Below are 22,466 nucleotides of genomic sequence, written 5' to 3' on the forward strand. Positions count from 1 at the left end.
CCCCCACCCACAACCAGACAGCAGGACCCCACCATGGCTCTATGGATAGCCGTGCTCCTGGGCATCATCCAGGGCGTGTTCATGTTCCTCCCCGTCAGCTCCACCGCCCACATGGTGCTGGCAGAACACTGGCTCATCGGCCGCGGGGAATCCCTGCCGCCGCCGGACAGCCCGGAGATGATCCTGTTCGCGCTGGTGGTGCATGTGGGCACCCTGGTGTCCATCATCGTGGTCTTCTGGTCCAGCCTGTGGCGCTTCACCTTCGGTGCCGTGAGTGGTGCCTGGCAGTGGGCAGGGCAGGGGGGGCGCGGCCCGGTGCCGCTGTACTGGCGGCTGTTCTGGCTGGGGATGTTCTCGGTGCTGTGTACCGGTCTGCTGGGGCTGGGGTTCAAGGCCGCCTTTGAGCAGGTGTTCGCCCATCCCTGGATGATCGCCATCACGCTCACGCTGACGGGCATCCTGCTGTGGTGGACGGATCGTCTCTCGCCCCGCAAACGGGGCCTCAAGGGCATCAACTGGAAGGTGGCCGGCGTGATCGGGCTGGCCCAGGGGCTGGCCCTGATGCCGGGGCTGTCGCGCAGCGCCATGACCATCATGTTTTCCTTGTTCTCGGGGCTGAAGCGGCGCTGGGCAGCGGAGTACAGTTTCTTCCTGGCCATCCCCACCATCAGCGCGGCCACACTGCTGCAGGCCATCCAGGTCTATCGGGCGGATGAGCCGCCGGTGATTGGCTTCGCGGCCCTTTCCGTGGGTTTTGTGGTGGCGGCGGTGGTGGGGATCATTTCCCTGAAGCTGGTGATCTACTTCCTGTATCGGGCTCAGCTCAAGGTGTTCTCGTTCTACGTCTGGTTCCTGGCCCTGGCGGTGGCCATGGGGTGGATGGGGGTGTAAGCCGCCCAGGCCCCTCTCCCCAGGGGGGAGGGGCCTGGTGGTGTTTCACCTTCACCTCAAGGTCCGAACCCCGTCCTTCCCGCTCAGGATCAGCACATCCGCCGGCCTCTTGGCGAAGATGCCCACGGTGACCACCCCGGCGATCTGATTCAGCTGCCCCTCCATCTCCACCGGGTTGGCGATGTGCAGGTTGTGGATGTCCAGGATGAGGTTGCCATTGTCCGTGGTGAAGCCGTGGCGCAGTTCCGGCTGCCCGCCCATCTTCAGGATTTCCCGGGCCACGAAACTGCGGGCCATGGGGATCACTTCCACGGGCAGGGGGAAGGTTCCCAGCATGCCCACCAGCTTGGATTCGTCGGCAATGCAGACGAACTTCTCGCTGGCTGCGGCCACGATCTTCTCCCGGGTGAGGGCGCCGCCGCCGCCCTTGATCAGGTGCAGGTGCTCGGTGGCCTCGTCGGCGCCGTCCACGTACAGGGGCAGTTGTCCGGCACTGTTCAGATCCATCACCGGGATGCCGTGCTTGCGCAGGCGCTCGGCGCTCACCTCCGAGGAGGCCACCGTGCCTTCGATGCGGGCCTTCATGCCGGCCAGCAGGTCGATGAAGTGGTTGGCGGTGGAGCCGGTGCCCACGCCGACGATCATGTCGTCTTCCACGTATTGCAGGGCCGCTTCGGCGGCGGCCTTCTTGAGTTGGTCTGCATTGCTCATTGTTGGGTCCTCTCCTCTGGTTTTGTGAGGGGATTCTACTCAGGAGAAGGGAACATAAGCCAGCCTATCCGCCTTGCGGCCCTTGAACCCCCCGCTGTATCTTGAGGGGATGTCCTATCCCTATCTGCAGAAGATCCTCACAGCCCGGGTCTACGATGTGGCGCGCGAAACGCCGCTGGACCCCATGCCCACCCTCACTCGCCGCCTGGGTAACCAGATTCTGCTCAAGCGGGAAGACCTGCAGCCGGTCTTCTCCTTCAAGCTGCGCGGCGCTTACCACAAGATCGTCAACCTCCCCAGGGAAGTCCGGGAAAAGGGCGTGATCTGTGCCTCGGCCGGCAACCATGCCCAGGGGGTGGCGCTGGCAGGGAAACGTCTGGGTATCAAGGCGGTGATCGTCATGCCCCAGACCACGCCCTCCATCAAGGTGGAAGCCGTGCGCGCTCTGGGTGGCGAAACCATCCTGCACGGGGATTCCTATGATGACGCCTATGAGCTGACCCAGGAGTTGATGAAGCAGCACGGCTACGCCTTCATCCATCCATTCGATGACCCGGATGTGATCGCAGGCCAGGGCACGGTGGCCATGGAGCTGCTGCGCCAGCACCCCGACCCCCTGGATGCGGTATTCATCCCCGTGGGTGGCGGTGGCCTGGCGGCGGGCATGGCGGTGTACATCAAGGCCCTGCGCCCGGACATCAAGGTGATCGGCGTGGAGCCCGAAGACGCCCCCTCCATGCATGATGCCCTGCAGAAGAAACGGCGCATCATCCTGGACCAGGTGGGCATCTTTGCCGATGGTGTGGCCGTACGCCAGGCGGGCAAGGAAAATTACCGGATCTGCCGGGAGCACATGGATGAGGTGATCCTGGTCACCACCGATGAGATCTGCGCCGCCACCAAGGATGTCTTTGACGACACCCGGGTGATGGCCGAGCCGGCTGGTGCCCTGTCGGTGGCGGGGCTGAAGAAATACATCGAGCGTGAGGGTGTGCGTGATGGCCGGTATGCGGCGGTGCTCAGCGGCGCCAACATCAATTTCGATCGCCTGCGGCATGTGACGGAACGGGCGGAGTTGGGTGAGCACCGGGAGGCCCTGTTCGCCGCCACGATTCCCGAACGTCCCGGGAGCTTCCGCGCCTTCTGCGAGGCCATTGGCAAGCGGGGCATCACCGAGTTCAACTATCGCTATGCGGACCAGAACGAGGCACATATCTTCGTGGGGGTGCAGCTCAGTGGTGGCGAGCCGGAGGGGCGGGCCCTGCTGGAGGACCTGCGGGCCAAGGGCTATCCCATCGAGGATCTGAGCGGCAACGAGATGGCCAAGGTGCACCTGCGCCACATGGTGGGCGGGCACGCTGGACATGCGGGGGATGAGATGATCTACCGCTTCGAGTTTCCCGAGCGGCCGGGGGCGTTGATGCGTTTTCTGTCACAAATGGGGCAGGACTGGAACATCAGTCTGTTCCACTACCGTAATCACGGGGCTGCCTACGGGCGGGTGCTGGTGGGCATCCAGGTCCCGCCCGGGGACAAGCAGCGGTTTCGCCGATTCCTGAAGGAGTTGGGATACATGCACTGGGAGGAGACGGAGAATCCGGTGTACCGGTTGTTCCTGGGGTGAGGGGAGAGGGGCTCATCCCTTCTCCCTCAGCGCCTCCTCATTGAAGGCCTCATCAATCCCGGTGATGGTCTTCTCCACCATCCGGAAACCCTCCACCGGAGCATCGTCTCCCATGTACTTGAGACGCAGCGGTCCCAGGGCCTTGACGGCCTGAGCCCGCTCGATCGGGGTTTGTGCATCCCGTTCACCGGCCCCGCCCAGGGCCTTGACGATCTCCCCGGCAATCGGTCCCCGGTGTTCACCATCCAGTGCCTTGTCCAGCGTCTCCTGAGGAGAGCCATCCAGCAGGTCCAGGCCCGTGTGTGCATCCAGGTGGGTCAGCAGTTCGCTCAGGGTCATGGCAGGGCGCTCCCATATGGGCCAGTCTCAGCAGAAACATGGCATGGGGCCAGAAGTGTTTCAACCCTGCGCGGAGCAGTGGATCAGGTCTGTGCCATCGACAGGATGAAATCCCACTCCGCCTCGGACACCGGCATGATGGACAGACGGTTGCCCTTGCGTACCAGGGGCATGTCGGCCAGCTCGGGGGCCTGCTTCAGGTCGGCCAGGGGGATCACCTGGTCGAACTTGCGTTCAAAAGCCACGTCCACCCGGTACCAGCGGGGATTGTCCGCCGGGCTTTTGGGGTCGTAGTACTTGTGCTCCGGGTCCCAGGCAGCCTCGTCTGGGTAGCCGGACCGGGCGATGCGCATGATCCCCACCACGCCGGGCACCTTGCAGTTGGAGTGGTAGAAGAAGGCCCGATCCCCCTGCTGCATCGCGTCGCGCATCATGTTGCGCGCCTGGTAATTGCGCACGCCCTCCCAGGGCTCAACCTGCACGCGTTCCAGGTCGTCAATGCCGAAGACATCGGGTTCGGATTTCATCAGCCAGTAGGCCATGGTGTGGCGCTCCTTCAGATGGGTATGCCGGTGCGGCCGGCCCCGGCAGGCCAGCGGATCACGCCCCGTTCGGTGGCCACCGCATCCAGGTTCACATCCCAGGGACGGCGGGGGAGGGCGTCCACCTGCTGGAAATCATAGGCCAGGCCCAGCAGACGGGGGCGATGCCAGTGGCGGTGACGATTGCGGTGGGCAAAGGTGGTGTCGTAGAAGCCGCCGCCCATGCCCAGGCGGGTGCCTTTCTCATCAAATCCCACCAGAGGCGTGATGATCAGGTCCAGGGCGCGGGCCGACACCCGGTGGCGCTTGCTCACCGGGGGTTCGGGGATGCCGAAGCGGTTGGGGATCAGGCGTGTCTCCGGGTCCCAGGCTACGAACCACAGCATTCTGGGGTGAATGGGTGCCAGCACCGGCAGATAGAGCCGCTTGCCGGCCGCCCGGGCCGCTGCCATCAGGGGGGTAGGGTCCACCTCGCCACGATCCGGCAGGTAGACGGCAATGCGCCGGGCCGAGGTGAACAGGGGGGTGTGCACCACCTGGCAGGCAATACGCCGTGAGCGGGTCGCGCGCTCCACCGGGGGCAGGGCGAGCCGTTGTGCGCGCAGGGTACGTCGGAGGGTTTTCATGGCCTGGCGTGAGTGCAAGTAGAACCCCATGAAAAAGGCCGGACCCGTGACAGGCCCGGCCTTGCTTGTTAAGAGGACACACTCCGCGAATGCCGTGGCAGACTTTCGACCTTGAACCAGCGGTTCAAGTGGGTGCCGACGCAGTGAATCAAGGCTTTCCGCTACGGGGCGGACATGCACAACATCACTGCAGAATGGCTCCCGGGGTAGTTCATTAGGCTCAAGGATAATACCCAGCCGCTCACGAACACCGCAGAGGTGCCCAAACCGTAAAATCGTTGTTGGTGCAGGGTTTCAACATACCACAATCCCTGACCAGGATCTTCGCGGCCCAGGGCCGCTTCTGCAAAACGCGTTACTGCCCTTCGGCTTCCTTGTCCAGCGCCGAATCGACCCGTGCACGCAAGGCCTGAATGCGCTTGTCCATGTCTGCCTGCTGATCCTTCAGCGTGAGCAGTTCGTGGGTGATGTTCAGGGCCGCCATCACGGCGATCCGGTCTCCACCCACCACCTTGCCCGTGTCCCGGATCTCCTTCATGCGGCGATCCAGCAGGTTGGCCGAGGCAATCAGGGCATGACGCTGTTCTTCCGGACAGGCCACCCGATATTCCTTGCCCAGGATCTGAACCGTCACCGGTTCAGCAACGGTCTCCGTCATACGGCCTGCTCCATGGACTTGAGACGGTTGATCATTGATTCCACCTTGATGCGTGCCTGCTCCCCTCTTTCGGTGAGTATGGACCGTTCTGTGAGCAATTGCTCGTTTTGCTGCCGAAGCATGCGATTCTCATCCCGTAGCCGGTCGCAGGCACGCGCCAGCGCCTCGATGCGTGTTTCCAGATCGCGCAGGCTGTGGTCGGCTTCGGCGCTGTGGTGAATGGCGTTCATGGGGTCAATATAGGCCTGCGCCCCGGGGGGCGTCAACGGGGCCGGTCAGCCCCTCCAGTGCGATCGCAATCGGACCATTCGCAGGCGCTCTGCCCGCTGCCCGCGATGGCCTTGCGCCGCGCGAGCTTGCTAGACTGCAAGCTCCCAGGTCTTCACGGATTCTCGAACATGCCCCCGGATGACGCCCCCGGCTTCACGCCGGCCCCTGAAGGTTCCGTTGTGATCGAGTCGGTCACCAGCGGGGGCAAGCCCTGTCGCATCGTTGATACCACTGGGCGGGTTCCACGGGATGTCCTGGCATCGCTGCTGGAACAGTTGATCGCCGAGCGGCGTTTCGGCCTTTCTGCGCTGTCGGCGGCGGGCAGTGGGGTGATCAACCTGGGGGAGCCTCAGTTTGCCCACGTGCAACTGGACGAAACCCTGTACCGCCTGATCCTGCTGCCCGACGAGGCGCGGCTGGAGCCTTTCTGACTGCATCGGCCCCAGGGCCGATGACACCCTGTTGACACTGATCGGCCCGGAACCGCTTGCCACCGATTGTTGTCCTGATCGCTATCCCGTGATGAGATTGCCCCATGTTGCCCCCATATCAGACCGTTGAAGACGCCCTGCAGACTGCCGGTGCCACCGCCGGCGCCGCCGAAGTGCATGGCACCCTGTGCGGGATGCTCACTGCCAACCTGGGCGCCGGCGTGGAGGCCTGGATGCGCGAAGTCTTCCCGGAGGAGCAGCCCGGCGAGATGCCCACCGGCGAGCCCCGCCGGTTGCTGGGGCAGTTGTTCGACGAGACCCGTACGCAGCTCTCGGATGCCCTGCTGAGCTTTGAACTGCTGTTGCCGGGGGATGAAGGCGACCTGGATGGCCGCGTGTCGGCCCTGGGCCACTGGTGCCAGGGGTTTCTCTACGGGCTGGCCGTGGCCGGTGTGACCGATCCGGGCAAGCTGCCGGAAGACTCGGCGGAATTCATCAAGGATCTTTCCGAGATCGCCGGCACCGGTTTCGACGTGGAGGAGGATGAGGAGAACGAGGTGGCGTATCAGGAGATCCAGGAGTACATCCGCATGGGGGTGCTGCTGGTCAGCGAGGAACTCCAACCCTTGAAGGGTCCATCGCGGATCCAGTAACCGGGACCAAGCCCCATGCCCCTGAACAAGACCCAGCAAAAGGAATTCGCCCGCCGCCGCCGCCAGCTCATGCGCGCCATGGGGGAGGGCGGCATCGCCATCATTCCCGCCGCTCCGACGCGGTCGCGCAATCACGATGTGGAATATCCCTACCGGCAGGACAGCGATTTCTGGTACCTGACCGGCTTTACCGAGCCGGAAGCGGTGGCCGTGCTGGTGCCGGGCCGGGAGCAGGGCGAGTTCATCCTCTTCTGCCGTGAACGGGATCCCACGATGGAGACCTGGAATGGCCGGCGCGCCGGCCAGGACGGTGCCGTGAAAGGCTTTGGTGCGGATGACTCCTTCCCCATTGGCGACATGGAAGAGATCCTGCCCGGCCTGCTGGAAAATCGGGAACGGGTGTACACCAGTCTCGGTCGCGACCCGGATTTCGACCGGAAGCTCATCGGCTGGGTGAACCACATCCGGGAGAAGGTGCGCTCGGGCGCTCGCCCGCCCCACGAATTCGTGGCCCTGGAATATCTGCTCCACGACATGCGCCTGTTCAAGTCCGCCTTCGAACTCAAGGCCATGCGTCAGGCAGCCAGGATCACCAGCGAGGCGCATGTTCAGGCCATGCGGGCCTGTCGCCCCGGCGCCTGGGAATACCAGGTGGAAGCGGAGCTGCTCTACGCCTTCCGCCGCGCCGGCACCGAGCCTGCGTATCCCTCCATCGTGGGGGGCGGGGAGAACGGCTGCATCCTGCACTACACGGAGAACGAGGCCCAGCTCAAGGACGGCGACCTGCTGCTGATTGATGCGGGATGTGAATACCAGGGCTATGCCAGTGACATCACCCGCACCTTCCCGGTCGGCGGCCGCTTTTCCCCGGCCCAGCGAGAGGTGTACGAACTGGTGCTGGAGGCCCAGCAGGCCGCCATCGCCCAGGTGGTCCCCGGCAATCACTGGGATGACCCCCACATGGCGGCGGTGAAGGTGCTCACCAAGGGGCTGGTGGGCCTGGGGCTGCTCAAGGGCAAGCCCGCCAGGCTGATCAAGGACGAAGCGTATCGCCCGTTTTACATGCACCGCACCGGTCACTGGCTAGGGATGGACGTGCACGATGTGGGGGATTACAAGCTGGGAGATGCCTGGCGATTGCTGGAGCCGGGCATGGTCATGACCATCGAGCCGGGACTGTATCTGAGCCGTGCCCTCAAGGGTGTGCCCAAGGCCTACCGGGATATCGGCATCCGCATCGAGGATGACGTGGTGGTGACCAGGGACGGGCACGAAGTGCTCACGGCCGACTGCCCCAAGGAACCCGATGAACTGGAATCCCTGGTGGGGGCTCAGTCATGAACCAGCCTCTTCCGGACGTGGATCTGGCGGTCATCGGGGGCGGCATGGTGGGGGCCACCCTGGCTCTGGCAGCGGCCCGCACCGGGTTTTCCGTGCGTGTGATCGAGGCGCACCCGCCGGGAGTGGCCGGGCAGCCCAGTTATGACGACCGGGCCACGGCGCTCTCCTGGGGCAGCCGCCGCCTGCTCGAGGGGCTGGGTGTCTGGGCAGACCTGGCGCCCCATGCCGAACCCATTCGCCGGATTCATGTGTCCCAGCGCGGTTACCTGGGAGCCACGCGCATGGATCATCATGACTCTGGTGTGGAGGCCCTGGGCTATGTGCTGATCAACCGGCAGCTGGGGCCGGTACTGCATCAGGCCCTGGAGGCCAGTGGCGTGGCCGTGACCACCCCGGCGCAACTGCTGGATTACCAGGAGGGAGAGGATCGCCTGGTCCTCAATATCCGCCAGGGTCAAGAGGAGCAGTCCCTGGGGGCCCGTCTCGTGGTGGGCGCCGACGGCACGGGCTCGCGCCTGCGGGCCCTGGCCGGGATCGATGTGCACGAATCCCCCTACGAGGGGTCAGCCATCATCGCCAATGTCACGCCGGGTCAGGATCACCAGGGGGTGGCCTATGAGCGGTTTACCGATGAGGGTCCCATCGCCCTGCTGCCGTTGACTCGCGGGCCGGATCATGAAAGGCGTTGCTCTCTGGTGTGGGTGCGGCCCCAGGAGCAGGTCGCCCGGACCCTGGCCTGGAGCGATGGGGAGTTTCTGGCCCGGCTGCAGGATCGTTTTGGTCATCGCCTTGGATGTTTTCGCAAGGTGGGGCAACGGGCCGCCTATCCGCTGAGTCTGATCCGGGCGAAACGGGATACGGCCCCCCGGGTGGTGCTGGTGGGCAATGCCTCCCACACCATCCATCCGGTGGCGGGGCAGGGGTTCAATCTGGGGCTGCGGGATGTGCGCACCCTGGCGGATCTGCTGGCCCAGGCCCGGGCGGATGGCGAGGATCCCGGCTCTCCGGCCTTGCTGAGTGACTATGCATCCCGCCGCGAGGGGGATCTGAACACCGTGATCCACACCACCGACGCCCTGGCGCGACTGTTTGCCACCCCGTTTTCGCCGCTGGCCCACCTGCGTGGTGCCGGCCTGATGCTGCTGGATCGTTGCGGGCCCCTGCGTCGGCAGGTGGCCAGGAAGGGAATGGGTTTGTAAGCGCCGTTTCGGCGGAAGATACGGAGAAAACACGCATGTCCCACGCGAAGACCCCTGAGTTCCACACCATCGTCGTTGGCGGCGGCATGGTGGGCGCTGCCCTGGCGGCCGAACTGGCCCAGTCCGGGCATCGGGTGGCCCTGGTGGAGGTTCAGCCGCCGGGGGCGTTCGATCCCGAGGGGGATCATGATCTGCGTGTGTCTGCCATCAATCGGGCGGCGCAGCGGGTGTTCCAGTCCCTGGGCGCCTGGGAGGGCATGTTGGCCCTGCGGGCGCATCCCTATCAGGCCATGGAGGTGTGGGATGCCGCCGGGTCCGGGCGCATCCGCTTCGAGGCCAGGGATCTGGCAGAGCCTGACCTGGGGCACATCATCGAGAATCGCGTCGTGCAGCGCGCCCTGTGGGATCGGCTGGAGCAGGACCCCATGGTGGAGATCATCGCCCCCGATACCCTCATGGGGCTGGATGTGCGGCGCAGCCACGCAGAGCTCATGCTGGCCAGTGGTCGTCGTCTCAAGGCCCTATTGGTGGTGGGTGCCGATGGCGCCCGCTCGCGCCTGCGGGAATTGGCGGGCATTCGCGTGAACAGCCGGTATTACGGTCAGCAGGCCCTGGTGGCCACCGTGCGCACGGCCCTGCCCCATGAGGACACGGCCTGGCAACGTTTCCTGCCCACCGGGCCGCTGGCCTTCCTGCCCCTGGGGGATGGGCGCTGCTCCATTGTGTGGTCGGCGGATGATGCCCGCGCGGAGGGGCTTCGGGATCTGGATGATGAGGCCTTTTGCCAGGCCCTTGCCGATGGGCTGGACTATCGTCTGGGGCAGGTGCTGGAGACATCCAGACGGGCGGCCTTTCCCTTGCGCGGTTCCCAGGCGGAGCATTACGTGCGGCCCCGCCTGGCCCTGGTGGGGGATGCGGCCCATACCATCCATCCCCTGGCGGGGCAGGGGGCCAACCTGGGTTTTCAGGATGCCCACGCCCTGGTCAGCGCGGTCTGTGCCCCCGGGGTGAGTGATGCCGGAGATCTTCGGGCGTTGCGTCGTTACGAGCGGGCCCGTCGCGGCGACAACCTGATCATGATGCGATCCATGGAGGGCTTCAGGTATCTCTTCGGCAGCGAACAGCCACCACTGGCGGCCCTGCGGGGGCTGGGCCTGAACCTGGCCCATCAGGTGACGCCGCTGAAGCACCTGTTGATGCGCCATGCCCTGGGCCTGGGCGAGCACCGAACCTGACCCATCTTTGGTGATGCCTTTTTTGTGGGAGCGGCCCCGGGCCGCGAAGCGCTTTAAACGGGCCACCGCGGTCTCCGCGACTCGCCGGCAAGCTGTACAATGGGCTTTTCACCACTGGGTGCCACGGGGACGATTCGCATGAAAGAATTCTGGGATACCCGCTACTCCGGTTCGGAGTATGTTTACGGAACGGCCCCCAATGCCTATCTGCTGGCGCATCACGGCCTGTATCAGGCCGGGCAGACGGTACTGGCCGTGGGAGATGGAGAGGGGCGCAATGGCGTCTGGCTGGCGTCGCGTGGGCTGTCGGTCACCTCGGTGGACTTCTCCCAGCAGGCCCTGTCCAAGGCCCAGGCCCTGGCACAGCATCAGGGCGTGATCCTGGAAACGGTCTGGGCGGATCTGGTGGGCTGGAAGTGGCCCAAGGGCGAGTTCGATCACGTGATCTCCATCTACGTGCATCTGCCTCCTGCTCAGCGTCGCCAGGTGCACCAGTCCATGCTGGAAGCCCTCAAGCCTGGCGGCTGGTTGCTGCTGGAGGCCTTTCATCCCGAACAGATCAATTACGAAAGCGGTGGCCCCCGGGAGCCCGACATGCTCTACAGCAGCGTGATGCTGCGTGAGGACCTGGCCGGCGCCGAATTCATGGAACTGGCCGAACTGGCGGTGCAACTGGATGAGGGTCCGGGCCACCGGGGCCGGGCTGCAGTGACCCGTGCCTTGATTCGTCGCCCTGAATAGCCTCAGTCTATCCCCCATATGAAGTTTATATGTCCATAAGTCCTTCCGAACCCGGGGCCGCTGGGTTATAGTGAGGGCATTGATTCGGGTGCTACGGTGCCCAGGCAGTGCGGGAGAGACCCCCATACGGGGCGCCGAAGGCGCAACTTCCGCCCGGAAACGCTCAGGCAAAAGGACCGCGCTGCCACATATCGACTCTGGAGAGTGGCCTGTTTTCAGGCCCACCGAAGGGGATAATCGGGCCTTGGCACCGGTTTAATCTCTCAGGTTTCAGGACAGAGGGGCGGTCGACACATAACACGTGTCGGCCGCCCCTTTTTTGTTTTCCGGGAGCCGAAAAAATGACCACACTGAAGCAGACAACACTCCACGATGCCCATGTCGCCGCTGGCGCCCGTATGGTGGACTTCGCCGGCTGGTCCATGCCGGTGCACTACGGGTCCCAACTGGAAGAGCACCACGGTGTGCGTCGCGAGGCCGGCATGTTCGATGTGTCCCACATGACCGTGGTGGACGTGACCGGCTCCGGAGCGCGGGATTACCTGCGCTACCTGCTGGCCAATGACGTGGACAAGCTCAAGGAAAACGGCCGCGCCCTGTATAGCTGCATGCTCAACGAGCAGGGCGGGGTGCTGGATGACCTGATCACCTATCGCCGTGAACAGGGCTACCGGGTGGTGGTGAATGCCGCCACCCGCGACAAGGATCTGGCCTGGATGCAGCAGGTGGCCCGGGACATGCCCGGTGCGCCCCAGGTGTCCGTGCAGGAACGGGACGACCTGGACATGATTGCCGTGCAGGGCCCCAAGGCCCGGGCCCTGTGCCTGCCGCTGCTGCCCGAGGCCCTGCGCGCTGACGTTGAGGCCCTGTCACCGTTCCGTGCTACGGAGTGGCAGGACTGGTTCGTGGCCCGCACGGGCTACACCGGTGAGGACGGATTCGAAGTGGTGCTGCCCAAGGGGGAAACCCGCGCCCTGTGGGATGCCCTGGCCGCCGCCGGCGTGCGTCCCACTGGCCTGGGCGCCCGCGACACCCTGCGCCTGGAGGCAGGCATGAACCTTTATGGCACCGACATGGACGAGCAGGTGACTCCCCTGGAATCGGGCCTGGGCTGGACCGTGGCTCTGGCACCCGCCGACCGTGATTTCATGGGGCGTGCCGCCCTGGAGAAGCAGAAGGCCGAGGGCGTGCCGCGGCGTCTGGTGGGTCTGGTGCTTGAGGGGCGTGGCGTCTTGCGTGGCCACATGGCGGTGTCGGCAGGTGAGGCCGGTCAGGGTGAGACCACCAGCGGCAGTTTTTCCCCCACCCTGGGGGTGGCCATCGCCCTGGCGCGCATCCCCGCGGGCGCCGGCGAGCAGGTTGAGGTGGAGATCCGCGGCAAGCAGGTGCCGGCCCGAGTGGTCAAGCCACCGTTCGTGCGCAACGGCCAGGCCCTGGTCCAGATCCACTGAGCCCCCAGACGGTTTATATTTCCGGGAGGGGCCATTGCCGGCCCCTCCTGTTGTCCCTTTGTCACCTTATCCTCGATGTCATTCTTCGGAGAAGATCCCATGAGCAATGTTCCTGCTGAACTGAAATATGCCAAGTCCCATGAATGGGTGCGCCAGGAGTCCGACGGCACCCTGACCGTGGGTATCTCCGATCATGCCCAGGAACTACTGGGTGATCTGGTCTTTGTAGAGACCCCGGAAGAGGGTTCCAGCCTGGAGGCCGGTGCCGCCTGTGCCGTGGTGGAATCCGTCAAGGCCGCCTCGGACGTGTATGCCCCCGTGAGCGGCGACGTGGTGGCCGTGAACGAACAATTGGGCGACAGCCCGGAACTGGTGAACAGTGATGCCTATGGCGAGGGCTGGATCTTCCGCGTCAAGCCCGCCAACACCAGCGAACTGGACGCCCTGATGGACGCCGACGCCTACAATCAGCATCTGGAGGCCGAGGGCTGAGGCGGGCCAGTCAGCGCCGCTTGCCCTCAAACCCGCCGCCAGCAGCCCGGAGACCCTCGACAAGCCATGCCCTTCATTCCCCATACTGAATCCGATGTGCGCGAGATGCTCGACGCCATTGGCGCCGACAGCGTCGAAACCCTTTTCGACGAAATCCCTTCCGCCCTGCGCGTGGACGGCCTGCGGAGCGTGCCGCCGGCGATGAGCGAAATGGAGGTCACCCGGCTGATGGAGGCCCGGGCCGGCGAGGACGCCACCTGCCTGAACTTCATCGGGGCCGGTGCCTACGAGCACCATATCCCGGCGGCCGTCTGGCAGATCGCCACCCGCGGCGAGTTCTACAGCGCCTACACTCCTTACCAGGCCGAGGCCAGCCAGGGAACCCTGCAGCTCATCTACGAATACCAGACCATGATGAGCCGGCTCACCGGGCTGCCCATGTCCAATGCCTCCTTGTACGACGGGGCGTCGGCCCTGGCCGAGGCAGTGCTCATGGCGGTGCGCGCCAACCGCAAGTCCAAGGCCCGCAAGGTGATCATGCCCGCCAGCGTGCACCCGGCCTATCGTGCGGTGACCCGCAGCATCGTCGGCAGCCAGGGAATCGATCTGGTGGAGGTGCCTTTCGATCCGCAGACCGGTCGCGTGGATGTGGCCTCCCTGTCCAGCTTCGAGGGCGGGGATGTGACCGCCCTGGTGATCCCGCAGCCCAACTTCTTTGGTGTGATGGAAGAGGTGGATGCCCTCACCGACTGGGCCCATGCACAGGGCGCCCAGGCCATCGGCGTGGTCAATCCCGTCTCCCTGGCCCTGCTCAAGGCCCCCGGTGAATGGGGTGCCAAGGGGGCCGACATGGTGGTGGGTGACGGCCAGCCCCTGGGCGCGCCGCTGTCCTCCGGCGGGCCATATTTTGGCTTTATGTGCTGCCGGAAGGAGCATGTCCGCCAGATGCCGGGGCGGGTGGTGGGCCGCACCAAGGACGCCGATGGTCGGGAGGGCTTCGTGCTCACCCTGCAGGCCCGGGAGCAGCATATCCGCCGCTCCAAGGCCACCTCGAATATCTGCACCAACCAGGGGCTGGTGGTGACGGCCGCCACCATCCACATGGCCCTGCTGGGGCCGGAGGGCCTGGAACGGGTGGCCAGCACCTGCATGAACAGCACCGCCGCCCTGGTGGAAAAACTCAAGGCGAAAGGCTTCGATGTGGCCTTCTCCGGTGAGCGTTTCCACGAAGCGGCCATCCGTCTGGGCACCGATGCCGAAAAAGTGATGCAGCGCATGTCCGAGGAGGGTGTGCTGGGTGGTTATCCTCTGGGTCGGGATTATCCGGATCTCAAGAATGTCCTGCTGTTGTGCGTGACAGAGACCAAGACCGAGGCCGACCTGGACGCCTACGTGGAAGCCTTGGAGAAGGTGGTTTCGTCCGTCTGACGGCGGGCTCACTGAACCCGAATCGGGCCAGGATTGCCCAAGACTTGAGCAAGGGTTGACCGTTGCCCCACCGCCCCCATCCCGGAAGCACTCGGGCATGGGGACGGTGGGGCAACACAGACCGGGGGCCAGTGCCCCTACGCAGACCACAAAACCGGAGGAGACTCTCCATGGCCAAGATCACTCTGCAGGGCAATCCCATCAACACCAGCGGCGACCTGCCCAAGGTGGGCAGCAAGGCACCGGCGTTCACCCTGGTGGACAAGGACCTCAACGACGTCAGCCTCAGCGACTTCAACGGCAAGAAGAAGATCCTTTCCATCGTGCCCAGCCTGGATACCCCTGTCTGTGCGCTGTCGGCGAAGAAGTTCGACGAGTGGGCGGCGGGACGTGACGATGTGGTGATCCTCACCATCTCGGCGGATTTGCCCTTTGCCCAGGGCCGCTTCTGCGGTAGCGAGAATGTGGAGCGGGTGAAAACACTCTCCATGATGCGCTCGCGGAATTTCGCCAAGGACTATGGTGTGCTGATCGTGGATGGCCCTCTGGCCGGCATTACCGGCCGGGCGCTGCTGGTGCTGGATGAAAAGGACACCATTGTCCACACGGAACTGGTACCGGAGATCGCCCAGGAGCCCGATTACGACAAGGCTTACGCGGCGTTGGGGTGAGTGATCGGGGTGGGGGTGCCGTGCCCCCCACCCCAGCACAGATTTTGAACATGATTTTCCAGACCCAGGAGCAAGGTATGTTGATCTTTGAACTCTCCCGTCCCGGGCGTCGGGCCACCAGCCAGGCGCCGTTGGCCGAGCCCGCCGCGCCGGCCGTGCCCGAACGTTTCCGACGGGGCAGCCGGGTGCCTTTGCCCGAGGTCTCGGAACTGGACGTGGTACGCCATTACACCCGCCTGTCCCAGAAGAACTTCTCCATCGATACCCACTTCTATCCGCTGGGTTCGTGCACCATGAAATACAACCCGCGGGCCTGCAACAGCCTGGCCATGCTGCCGGGTTTCATGCGCCGTCACCCCTACGCCCCGGAGCAGGTGAGTCAGGGCTTCATGGCCTGCATGTATGAGTTGCAGGAAATGCTCATGGACGTGACCGGCATGCGCCAGGTCTCGCTGACCCCCATGGCGGGCGCCCAGGGTGAATTTGCTGGCGTGGCCATGATCCGTGCCTATCACCAGTCGCGAGGGGATGACGCCCGCACGGAAATCATTGTGCCCGACGCTGCCCACGGCACGAACCCGGCCACCGCCACCATGTGTGGCTACACGGTGCGGGAGATCCCCACCGATGCCGACGGGGATGTGAACATGGAGGCCCTGAAAGCAGCGGTGGGGCCGGCCACGGCGGGCATCATGCTCACCAACCCCTCCACCGTGGGTGTGTTCGAGCGGCGTATCAAGGAGATCGCTCAGGTGGTCCACGATGCCGGAGGTCTGCTGTATTACGACGGCGCCAACCTCAACGCCATCCTGGGCAAGGTGCGCCCCGGCGACATGGGCTTTGACGTGATCCACATGAACCTGCACAAGACCTTCTCCACGCCCCATGGGGGCGGTGGTCCGGGTGCCGGCGCCGTGGGCGTGAGCGATCGCCTGCGTCCCTTCGTGCCCGTGCCGGTGGTGGACAAGCAAGGTGATGAATACCGCTGGCTGACGGAAAAGGATCTGCCCCAGAGCATCGGTCGCCTGTCGGCCTTCGCTGGCAACGCCGGTGTGCTGCTGCGGGCCTATGTGTACATGCGCCTGCTGGGTCGGGAGGGGATGCCCCGGGTGGCAGACTTCTCCACCCTGAATGCCAACTATGTGATGGCCCGCCTGAAGGAGAAGGGTTTCGACCTGGCCTTCCCCAACCGCCGTGCCACCCACGAGTTCATCGTCACCCTGCGCCGTCAGGCCAAGGAGAATGGGGTGACTGCCATGGACGTGGCCAAGCGCCTGCTGGACTACGGTTTCCACGCGCCCACCACGTACTTCCCGCTGCTGGTGCCCGAGTGTCTGCTGCTGGAGCCCACCGAGACGGAGAGCAAGGAGACCCTGGACGCCTTTGTGGAGGCCATGGGGCAGATCCTGGACGAGGCCCGTAATGATCCCGAGAAGGTGAAGGGTGCCCCTTACACCCAGCCCAATCGGCGGTTTGACGAGGTGCGCGCCGCCAAGGAGCTGGACCTGGCCTGGACGGGTTCGACACGCGAGGCGGCAGCCGACTGATGGCCCACAGTGGCCACCGGGGCCTCACGCGCATCATCAAGGCCGCCGGATATTCCTGGAAGGGGCTGCGCAGCACCTTCAGGCACGAGGCGGCCTTTCGCCAGGAATTGATGGCCATGCTCATCCTGGTACCCCTGGCCCTGTGGCTGGGGGACACCGGGGTGGAGCGGGCCCTGCTTCTGGGTTCGCTGCTGCTGGTGCTCATCGTCGAGTTGCTCAACAGCAGCGTGGAGGCCGCCATCGACCGCATCGGCGAGGAGTTGCATCCGCTCTCGGCCCGGGCCAAGGATATGGGGTCGGCGGCGGTTTTCCTGGCCATTGCTCATGCGGTGGTGGTGTGGGTGCTGGTGTTGTGGGGGTGATGTCTCTGGGAGATTGATCTTTCTCAGTGACGCGTTCCCGTCTACACTCTGTCAGGCATGCGAAGGCACCGGCCATGCATCGGTGCCCATCGGACCAACACCCAAAGGAGAACAACATGAAACGTCTCTCGGCAACCCTTGCTGCTGCCACGCTCGCCCTGGGAATGGGCTCCACCGCTCAGGCTCAGGAATCCCCTGCCATCGATATCAAGATCATGACGCTGGATACGGCCTATGACCTGGCCCGGGCCACCCTGGAGGCCTGTCGGGAGGAGGGCGTCAATGTGGCCGTGACCGTGGTGGACCGTGGCGGTAACACGCAGGTGGTCCTGCGGGATACCCTGGCCATGGATATCACCCTGGCCATCAGTCAGCAGAAGGCCTACACCGCCATGTCCTTCAACGGCCCCCTGTCCGAGATGGAGGATCGTTTCACCAAGCCCTTCCAGGTGGGCAAGGTGGACGGCCTGGTGTTCTCCGCCGGTGGTCTGCCCATCCATGCGGCAGGCCGTATCGTCGGGGGCGTGGGTGTGAGTGGCGCCCCCTCGGGTGAGACCGACGAGATGTGCGCCCGAGTCGGCATCGACGCCGTGCAGATGGATCTGGAGATGATCCAGTAGGGAGATTGCCCCTGCAGGCAGCCCTCCGGGGCTCCAGCAGGGCCTCTCACTCTGCAAGGACAACCCCCTGTGGAAGATTGCCCCCCCCTGTGGGAGCGGGCCTCGCCCGCGAAGGCGGTGGGCACCAAGCCTGGCCAGGGCGCTGCTGCCGCAGCGCATCGCCGGCAGGCCAGCGCCTACTGATCGTCACCCAGGCAGTCGACGAGGCTGTCGGCCAGATTCTCCAGTAACTGGTAATAGCTCTCTTCCCCAGCTGGCAGTTCCGCGCCCAATGGGTCCAGTTCACCCACCCGTGCCCCGGTCCCCTCCGTCAGCGTCTCCACAATCGCCGGACGGAACTGCGGTTCGGTGAACACGCAGATGGCATCCGATTCCCGGATACGCTCCCGAAGCGCCCGAACCCTCTGGGCACCAGGGCTGCGGGAGGGGTCCACCGTGATGGAGCCGGCAGGTGTCAGGCCATAGTGCTTCTCGAAATACTGGTAGGCATCGTGAAAAACGATGAAGGGACGGTCACTCACCGCGGCCAGCCTTGACTTGAGTTCGTCGTCCAGAGCCTCCAGGCGAGACAGCATCCGATCCCGGTTCTCTTCATAGCGGCCGGCATTGTCCGGGTCAGCCTCTGCCATGACGTCGGCCACATGACGCACGATGGCGGCTGCGTTGTCCGGGCTCAGCCAGATGTGCGCGTCCACATGGTGATCGTGGGAATGGTCGTGACCACCCTCCGCGTGCCCGTGCTCATCATGGTGACCGTCGTCGCCATGGGTGTGCTTGTGCTGGTCATGATCGTCATGGCCGTGGGCATGATTTTCGTCGTGGTTGTGGTCATGGTCATGCCGATGCGCCTCCCAGACACCCCCCTCGCGGCCCGAATGGACGGTCAGATCCACATCCTTGAGCAGGGTGACTTTTCTCACCGAGTCTGGCAGGGTCGCGATCGGACGCTCCAGAAAGCTCTCCAGGTGGGGGCCGACCCAGACGAGGACATCGGCGGATTGCATGTGTCGCCGATCCGATGGGCGCATGCTGTAGCTGTGCGGCGAGGCGCCCGCCGGCACCAGCAGGGTGGGTTCCCCGACGCCATCCATCACGCCACTCACCAGGTTATGGATGGGCGGGATGCTCACCACCACCTGGGGGGCGGCAGAGGCCGTGACCGGCCCGATCAACAGGGCACCGAGGACAGCAGTGATCGTCAGGCGTGACAGTTTCATGTTGATTCCTCTTTTCTTTTTTCAGGCGAAACCCGGGTGTATCCGAACCTCGTCGTGGCCGTGTCTTCGGGAGCGGGTGTCAGCCGCATGGATGCGGCTGCCAAGCCTACAGGGATGTATTCACGGCGTCCCGCGGACGAAGACACGGCCACGACGAGGTTCACCCCGATGCCAGAACCCAGGCAGCCGATGTTGGGCATCAAAAAAGGGCGCCATACATTTTTGATGCGGCCCCCCGGCAAGGTTCACCCCGATACCCGGCCTAGGCAGCCGATGCTCCGACAAAGGGGACTGTTCCCCTTTTTGCGACACAGGGCAGAACAGGGTGCGGGGTGGCGCTTGCAACTCTCTTCATCATGCTTGCAAACGATATACTATAACCAATCTACAGGAAACCGGTTCTTGGCACGTGTTTGAATTCTTCAGGAAATCCCAGCCACCTCAGGCCCTGCAGGGCCGTCTCCTGGATGCCCGGGGTATCGGTCTGGAATTGGGCGGGCGGCGCATCCTGGCGGATGTGGATCTGGCCATTGAGCCCGGACATATCTCCACCATCATCGGTCCCAATGGCGCCGGCAAGACCACGCTGTTGCGCATCCTGCTGGGCCTGCAGGCGCCCACCGAGGGTCGGTTGCTGCGTCGCCCGGGGCTGCGTATCGGCTACATGCCCCAGCGCATCGTGGTGGACAATGTGATGCCCATCACCGTGCGGCGTTTTCTGGCCCTGGGCGGACGTGCGCCCAAGGATGAGCTTCGCCGGGTGCTGGACGAGGTCGGGGTGGCGCACCTTCTGGAGCAGCCGGTGCAGTCGGTTTCCGGTGGTGAGATGCAGCGCATCCTGTTGGCCCGGGCGCTGCTGCGCCGGCCGCATCTGCTGGCACTGGACGAGCCGGCCCAGGGTGTGGATGTCTCAGGGCAGGGGGAGGTATTCCAGTTGATCGCGGCCCTGCGGGATCGCTATGGCTGTGGCGTGGTGATGGTGTCCCACGAACTGCACCTGGTGATGGAGGCGGCCGATTCGGTGATCTGCCTGAATCAGCACGTGTGCTGTACCGGGCGTCCTGAGGCGGTCAGCCAGGATCCGGCCTACCTGAGGCTGTTTGGTCATTCCGTCCCGCCCGGGGTGGCGGTCTACACCCATCATCACGACCATCGTCATGATCTGCATGGGGATGTGGTGAAGGAACTGGCGAAGGACCGGGAGGAATGCTGATGGATGATTTCATTCTCCGGGCGATGCTGGGTGGCCTTGCCGTGGCCCTGGTGGCGGGTCCGCTGGGTTCCTTTGTGGTTTGGCGCCGCATGGCCTATTTCGGCGATACCCTGGCCCACTCGGCCCTGCTGGGGGTGGCGCTGGGGTTTCTCATCGGCATCAGCGTGAATCTCACCGTGATCGTGCTGTGCGTATCCCTGGCGATGCTGCTGGTGTTGCTACAGCGTCAGCAAAGGCTGGCCTCGGATACGCTGCTGGGCATCCTGGCCCACAGCGCCCTGTCCCTGGGGTTGGTGGCCATCTCCTTCCTGGAGGGGGTACGGATCGACCTGATGGCCTATCTCTTTGGGGATATTCTGGCCGTGTCCTGGAACGACGTGTGGTGGATCTTCGGGGGTGGCCTGCTGGCGCTGGTGTTGCTGCTGGTGCTGTGGCGCCCGCTGCTGGCGGTGACCGTGCACGAGGATCTGGCCCGGGTGGAAGGGGTGCGGGTGAGCCTGGTGAGCATTGGTTTCATGCTGCTCATCGCCCTGGTGATCGCCGTGGCCATGAAGGTGGTGGGGATTCTCCTGATCACCTCTTTGATGATCATCCCGGCGGCGGCGGCCCGTCGCCTGTCATCCACGCCCGAGCAGATGGCGCTGCTGGCCGCCGTGATCGGCTCGCTGGCGGTGGCCGGTGGGATCTGGGGCTCCCTGGAATGGGATACGCCCACGGGCCCGTCCATCGTGGTGGCGGCCGCGGTATTGTTTGCGGTGATCTTTGCCATGCCCGGCATGGGCATGCTGCGTCGGGGGGCGGCGCGCCGTTAAGGGGCGTGCCCTGGCCCGGTGAGGGCGCCGGATCAGCCTTGGGTTATCGCGGATCGTTCCAGGGTGATGAACCGGTAAGGCCAGGCGTTGCGCTCATCCGGCTCGTGGGCCTCCTGGCTGATCTCCTGCCAGCCCGCATCCAGTTCCGGCATCCAGGTGTCTCCCTGGAATTCATGATCGATCACGGTCAGGTGCAGGCGCCCGCATTGGGGCAACAGCTGTTCGAATAGCCGGGCGCCGCCAATCACGAAGACCTCCGGCATATCACCGGCGGCATCCAGGGCCGCCTCCACAGAATCCACCACCGTGCAACCCTCGGCCTGAAATCCCGGGTCGCGGCTGAGTACGATGCTGCGCCGTTGGGGCAGGGGGCGGCCGATGGATTCAAAGGTGCGTCGCCCCATGAGCAGGGTGCCCCCCAGGGTCAGGCGCTTGAAATGGGCCAGGTCCGCCGGCAGATGCCAGGGCAGGCGATTGTCGGCGCCGATCAGGCGTTGGCGATCCATGGCGACCACGCAGGTCAGAATGGGTTGTTGCTGCCTCATGGGGAGACCGTCATATGGAGACCGGGGCCTTGATATGGGGATGGGCCTGGTAGCCCTCCAGGGTGATGTCCTCGTAGCAAAAATCGAACAGCGAGGTGACCTGCGGATTCAGCACCAGTCGGGGCCTGGGGTAGGGTGCGCGGGTGAGTTGTTCCCGTGCCTGCTCCAGGTGATTCAGATACAGATGCACATCTCCGAAGGTGTGGATGAAGTCTCCCGGCTTGAGGCCGGTGACCTGGGCCACCATATGGGTGAGCAGCGCATAGGAGGCGATATTGAACGGCACACCCAGGAAGATATCCGCACTGCGTTGGTACAGCTGGCAGGACAGCTTTCCATCGGCCACGTAGAACTGGAACAGGCAATGACAGGGGGCCAGGGCCATGCGGCCCGCCCGGGCGTTGTCCTGGGGTGAGATGCCCTCGTCCGGCAGATCGGCCACGTTCCAGGCGTTGACGATCAGGCGCCGGGAATCGGGGCGGGCGCGGATCTGTTCCACCACTTCCTCCAGTTGATCCACATGGCGCCCGTCGGGGGTGGGCCAGGCGCGCCACTGGGCCCCGTAGATGGGCCCCAGGTCACCTTCCTCGGTGGCCCATTCATCCCAGATGCGCACCCCATGTTCCCGCAGATAGTCGGTCCGGGTGTCACCGCGGAGGAACCACAGCAGTTCATGGATGATGGAGCGCAGATGCAGCTTCTTGGTGGTGACCAGGGGGAAGCCTTCCTCCAGGTTGAAGCGCATCTGGTGGCCGAACAAGGAGCGGGTGCCCGTGCCGGTGCGATCGGTCTTTTCCGTGCCGTGGTGCAGCAGGTATTCAAGCAGGTCGAGGTAAGGTTTCATTGC

26 protein-coding genes, 1 other RNA gene and 1 riboswitch are annotated in these 22,466 nt (G+C 64.6%); of the genes, 17 read left to right on the forward strand and 10 right to left on the reverse strand.

The window, feature by feature from the left end:
* Window positions 1–33 precede the first annotated feature (33 nt).
* Complete coding sequence (locus ECTOBSL9_RS09235) at window positions 34–891, forward strand: undecaprenyl-diphosphate phosphatase (protein WP_063464797.1); 858 nt, start codon at window positions 34–36, stop codon at window positions 889–891.
* Window positions 892–942: 51 nt separating this feature from the next.
* Here ECTOBSL9_RS09235 and rpiA read toward each other — a convergent pair whose 3' ends face one another.
* Entirely contained in the window at window positions 943–1,602 is a 660-nt protein-coding gene (rpiA, locus tag ECTOBSL9_RS09240) for a ribose-5-phosphate isomerase RpiA (protein WP_063464798.1), read from the reverse strand.
* A 109-nt stretch (window positions 1,603–1,711) separates the two neighbouring features.
* Here rpiA and ilvA point away from each other — a divergent pair, with 109 nt between their 5' ends.
* Complete coding sequence (gene ilvA, locus ECTOBSL9_RS09245; RefSeq protein ID WP_063464799.1) at window positions 1,712–3,226, forward strand: threonine ammonia-lyase, biosynthetic; 1,515 nt, start codon at window positions 1,712–1,714, stop codon at window positions 3,224–3,226.
* 12 nt (window positions 3,227–3,238) lie between these two features.
* On the opposite strand, the gene ECTOBSL9_RS09250 is transcribed toward ilvA, so the two are convergent.
* The 6 genes from ECTOBSL9_RS09250 to ECTOBSL9_RS09275 all read right to left on the reverse strand — a co-directional run bounded on the left by ECTOBSL9_RS09250 (window position 3,239) and on the right by ECTOBSL9_RS09275 (window position 5,621).
* Window positions 3,239–3,565 (reverse strand): hypothetical protein, encoded by a 327-nt coding sequence (locus ECTOBSL9_RS09250; RefSeq protein WP_063464800.1) that lies wholly within the window; start codon window positions 3,563–3,565, stop codon window positions 3,239–3,241.
* An 83-nt stretch (window positions 3,566–3,648) separates the two neighbouring features.
* Window positions 3,649–4,107, reverse strand: coding sequence for an EVE domain-containing protein (locus ECTOBSL9_RS09255; RefSeq protein WP_063464801.1), 459 nt, complete (start codon window positions 4,105–4,107; stop codon window positions 3,649–3,651).
* 14 nt (window positions 4,108–4,121) lie between these two features.
* A complete protein-coding gene (locus ECTOBSL9_RS09260) occupies window positions 4,122–4,733 on the reverse strand; it encodes a 5-formyltetrahydrofolate cyclo-ligase (RefSeq protein ID WP_063466113.1) in 612 nt (203 codons plus the stop codon).
* Between the two features lie 77 nt (window positions 4,734–4,810).
* A non-coding RNA gene (gene ssrS / locus ECTOBSL9_RS09265) (6S RNA) lies at window positions 4,811–4,995 on the reverse strand.
* Between the two features lie 93 nt (window positions 4,996–5,088).
* Window positions 5,089–5,391 (reverse strand): cell division protein ZapA, encoded by a 303-nt coding sequence (locus ECTOBSL9_RS09270; RefSeq protein WP_063464802.1) that lies wholly within the window; start codon window positions 5,389–5,391, stop codon window positions 5,089–5,091.
* Window positions 5,388–5,621: a TIGR02449 family protein gene (locus tag ECTOBSL9_RS09275; RefSeq protein WP_063466114.1), complete on the reverse strand. Its 234-nt coding sequence runs from the start codon at window positions 5,619–5,621 to the stop codon at window positions 5,388–5,390. Before ECTOBSL9_RS09275 ends, ECTOBSL9_RS09270 begins: the two co-directional genes overlap by 4 nt.
* A 168-nt stretch (window positions 5,622–5,789) precedes the next feature.
* Between ECTOBSL9_RS09275 and ECTOBSL9_RS09280 the strand changes: the two genes are divergently transcribed.
* The 13 genes from ECTOBSL9_RS09280 to ECTOBSL9_RS09340 all read left to right on the forward strand — a co-directional run bounded on the left by ECTOBSL9_RS09280 (window position 5,790) and on the right by ECTOBSL9_RS09340 (window position 17,832).
* Entirely contained in the window at window positions 5,790–6,092 is a 303-nt protein-coding gene (locus ECTOBSL9_RS09280) for a hypothetical protein (protein WP_063464803.1), read from the forward strand.
* Window positions 6,093–6,196: 104 nt separating this feature from the next.
* Window positions 6,197–6,745, forward strand: coding sequence for a UPF0149 family protein (locus ECTOBSL9_RS09285; protein WP_063464804.1), 549 nt, complete (start codon window positions 6,197–6,199; stop codon window positions 6,743–6,745).
* Between the two features lie 21 nt (window positions 6,746–6,766).
* Window positions 6,767–8,086, forward strand: a complete 1,320-nt coding sequence (pepP, locus tag ECTOBSL9_RS09290; protein ID WP_063466115.1) for a Xaa-Pro aminopeptidase — start codon at window positions 6,767–6,769, stop codon at window positions 8,084–8,086.
* Window positions 8,083–9,285 carry a 2-octaprenyl-6-methoxyphenyl hydroxylase gene (ubiH, locus tag ECTOBSL9_RS09295; protein ID WP_063464805.1) on the forward strand — a complete coding sequence of 401 codons (1,203 nt, stop codon included), beginning with the start codon at window positions 8,083–8,085 and terminating at the stop codon, window positions 9,283–9,285. The genes pepP and ubiH overlap by 4 nt, the downstream gene beginning before the upstream one ends.
* 35 nt (window positions 9,286–9,320) lie before the next feature.
* Window positions 9,321–10,520, forward strand: coding sequence for a UbiH/UbiF/VisC/COQ6 family ubiquinone biosynthesis hydroxylase (locus tag ECTOBSL9_RS09300; RefSeq protein ID WP_063464806.1), 1,200 nt, complete (start codon window positions 9,321–9,323; stop codon window positions 10,518–10,520).
* A 138-nt stretch (window positions 10,521–10,658) separates the two neighbouring features.
* Window positions 10,659–11,261, forward strand: a complete 603-nt coding sequence (locus tag ECTOBSL9_RS09305) for a cyclopropane-fatty-acyl-phospholipid synthase family protein (RefSeq protein WP_063464807.1) — start codon at window positions 10,659–10,661, stop codon at window positions 11,259–11,261.
* A 100-nt stretch (window positions 11,262–11,361) separates the two neighbouring features.
* A riboswitch (glycine riboswitch) is annotated at window positions 11,362–11,450 on the forward strand.
* Window positions 11,451–11,602: 152 nt separating this feature from the next.
* Window positions 11,603–12,712 carry a glycine cleavage system aminomethyltransferase GcvT gene (gene gcvT, locus ECTOBSL9_RS09310; RefSeq protein WP_063464808.1) on the forward strand — a complete coding sequence of 370 codons (1,110 nt, stop codon included), beginning with the start codon at window positions 11,603–11,605 and terminating at the stop codon, window positions 12,710–12,712.
* A gap of 99 nt (window positions 12,713–12,811) precedes the next feature.
* Window positions 12,812–13,204, forward strand: a complete 393-nt coding sequence (gene gcvH / locus ECTOBSL9_RS09315; RefSeq protein ID WP_025282552.1) for a glycine cleavage system protein GcvH — start codon at window positions 12,812–12,814, stop codon at window positions 13,202–13,204.
* Window positions 13,205–13,270: 66 nt separating this feature from the next.
* Window positions 13,271–14,632, forward strand: coding sequence for an aminomethyl-transferring glycine dehydrogenase subunit GcvPA (gcvPA, locus tag ECTOBSL9_RS09320; protein WP_063464809.1), 1,362 nt, complete (start codon window positions 13,271–13,273; stop codon window positions 14,630–14,632).
* A 170-nt stretch (window positions 14,633–14,802) separates the two neighbouring features.
* Entirely contained in the window at window positions 14,803–15,303 is a 501-nt protein-coding gene (gene tpx, locus ECTOBSL9_RS09325) for a thiol peroxidase (protein ID WP_063464810.1), read from the forward strand.
* A gap of 77 nt (window positions 15,304–15,380) precedes the next feature.
* A complete protein-coding gene (gene gcvPB / locus ECTOBSL9_RS09330) occupies window positions 15,381–16,850 on the forward strand; it encodes an aminomethyl-transferring glycine dehydrogenase subunit GcvPB (RefSeq protein ID WP_063466116.1) in 1,470 nt (489 codons plus the stop codon).
* On the forward strand, window positions 16,850–17,212 hold the full coding sequence (locus ECTOBSL9_RS09335; protein WP_063464811.1) for a diacylglycerol kinase: 363 nt from the start codon (window positions 16,850–16,852) through the stop codon (window positions 17,210–17,212). The genes gcvPB and ECTOBSL9_RS09335 overlap by 1 nt, the downstream gene beginning before the upstream one ends.
* Before the next feature lie 116 nt (window positions 17,213–17,328).
* Window positions 17,329–17,832, forward strand: coding sequence for a heme-binding protein (locus ECTOBSL9_RS09340; RefSeq protein ID WP_063464812.1), 504 nt, complete (start codon window positions 17,329–17,331; stop codon window positions 17,830–17,832).
* A gap of 176 nt (window positions 17,833–18,008) precedes the next feature.
* Here the strand turns inward: ECTOBSL9_RS09340 and znuA are convergent, their stop codons facing one another.
* On the reverse strand, window positions 18,009–19,049 hold the full coding sequence (znuA, locus tag ECTOBSL9_RS09345) for a zinc ABC transporter substrate-binding protein ZnuA (protein WP_063464813.1): 1,041 nt from the start codon (window positions 19,047–19,049) through the stop codon (window positions 18,009–18,011).
* A gap of 409 nt (window positions 19,050–19,458) precedes the next feature.
* On the opposite strand from znuA, the gene ECTOBSL9_RS09350 reads away from it, so the two are divergent.
* Together ECTOBSL9_RS09350 and znuB are read left to right on the forward strand one after the other, a co-directional pair.
* The gene (locus tag ECTOBSL9_RS09350; protein WP_240480951.1) at window positions 19,459–20,262 is read left to right on the forward strand and encodes an ATP-binding cassette domain-containing protein; all 804 of its coding nucleotides are present in this window, start codon (window positions 19,459–19,461) and stop codon (window positions 20,260–20,262) included.
* The gene (gene znuB, locus ECTOBSL9_RS09355; RefSeq protein WP_063466117.1) at window positions 20,262–21,074 is read left to right on the forward strand and encodes a zinc ABC transporter permease subunit ZnuB; all 813 of its coding nucleotides are present in this window, start codon (window positions 20,262–20,264) and stop codon (window positions 21,072–21,074) included. Before ECTOBSL9_RS09350 ends, znuB begins: the two co-directional genes overlap by 1 nt.
* 32 nt (window positions 21,075–21,106) lie before the next feature.
* On the opposite strand, the gene ECTOBSL9_RS09360 is transcribed toward znuB, so the two are convergent.
* Window positions 21,107–21,619 (reverse strand): dihydrofolate reductase, encoded by a 513-nt coding sequence (locus tag ECTOBSL9_RS09360; RefSeq protein ID WP_063464814.1) that lies wholly within the window; start codon window positions 21,617–21,619, stop codon window positions 21,107–21,109.
* Between the two features lie 10 nt (window positions 21,620–21,629).
* Entirely contained in the window at window positions 21,630–22,463 is an 834-nt protein-coding gene (locus tag ECTOBSL9_RS09365; protein ID WP_063464815.1) for a thymidylate synthase, read from the reverse strand.
* Window positions 22,464–22,466: the final 3 nt, after the last annotated feature.

The organism is Ectothiorhodospira sp. BSL-9 (assembly GCF_001632845.1).
Lineage (GTDB): Bacteria > Pseudomonadota > Gammaproteobacteria > Ectothiorhodospirales > Ectothiorhodospiraceae > Ectothiorhodospira.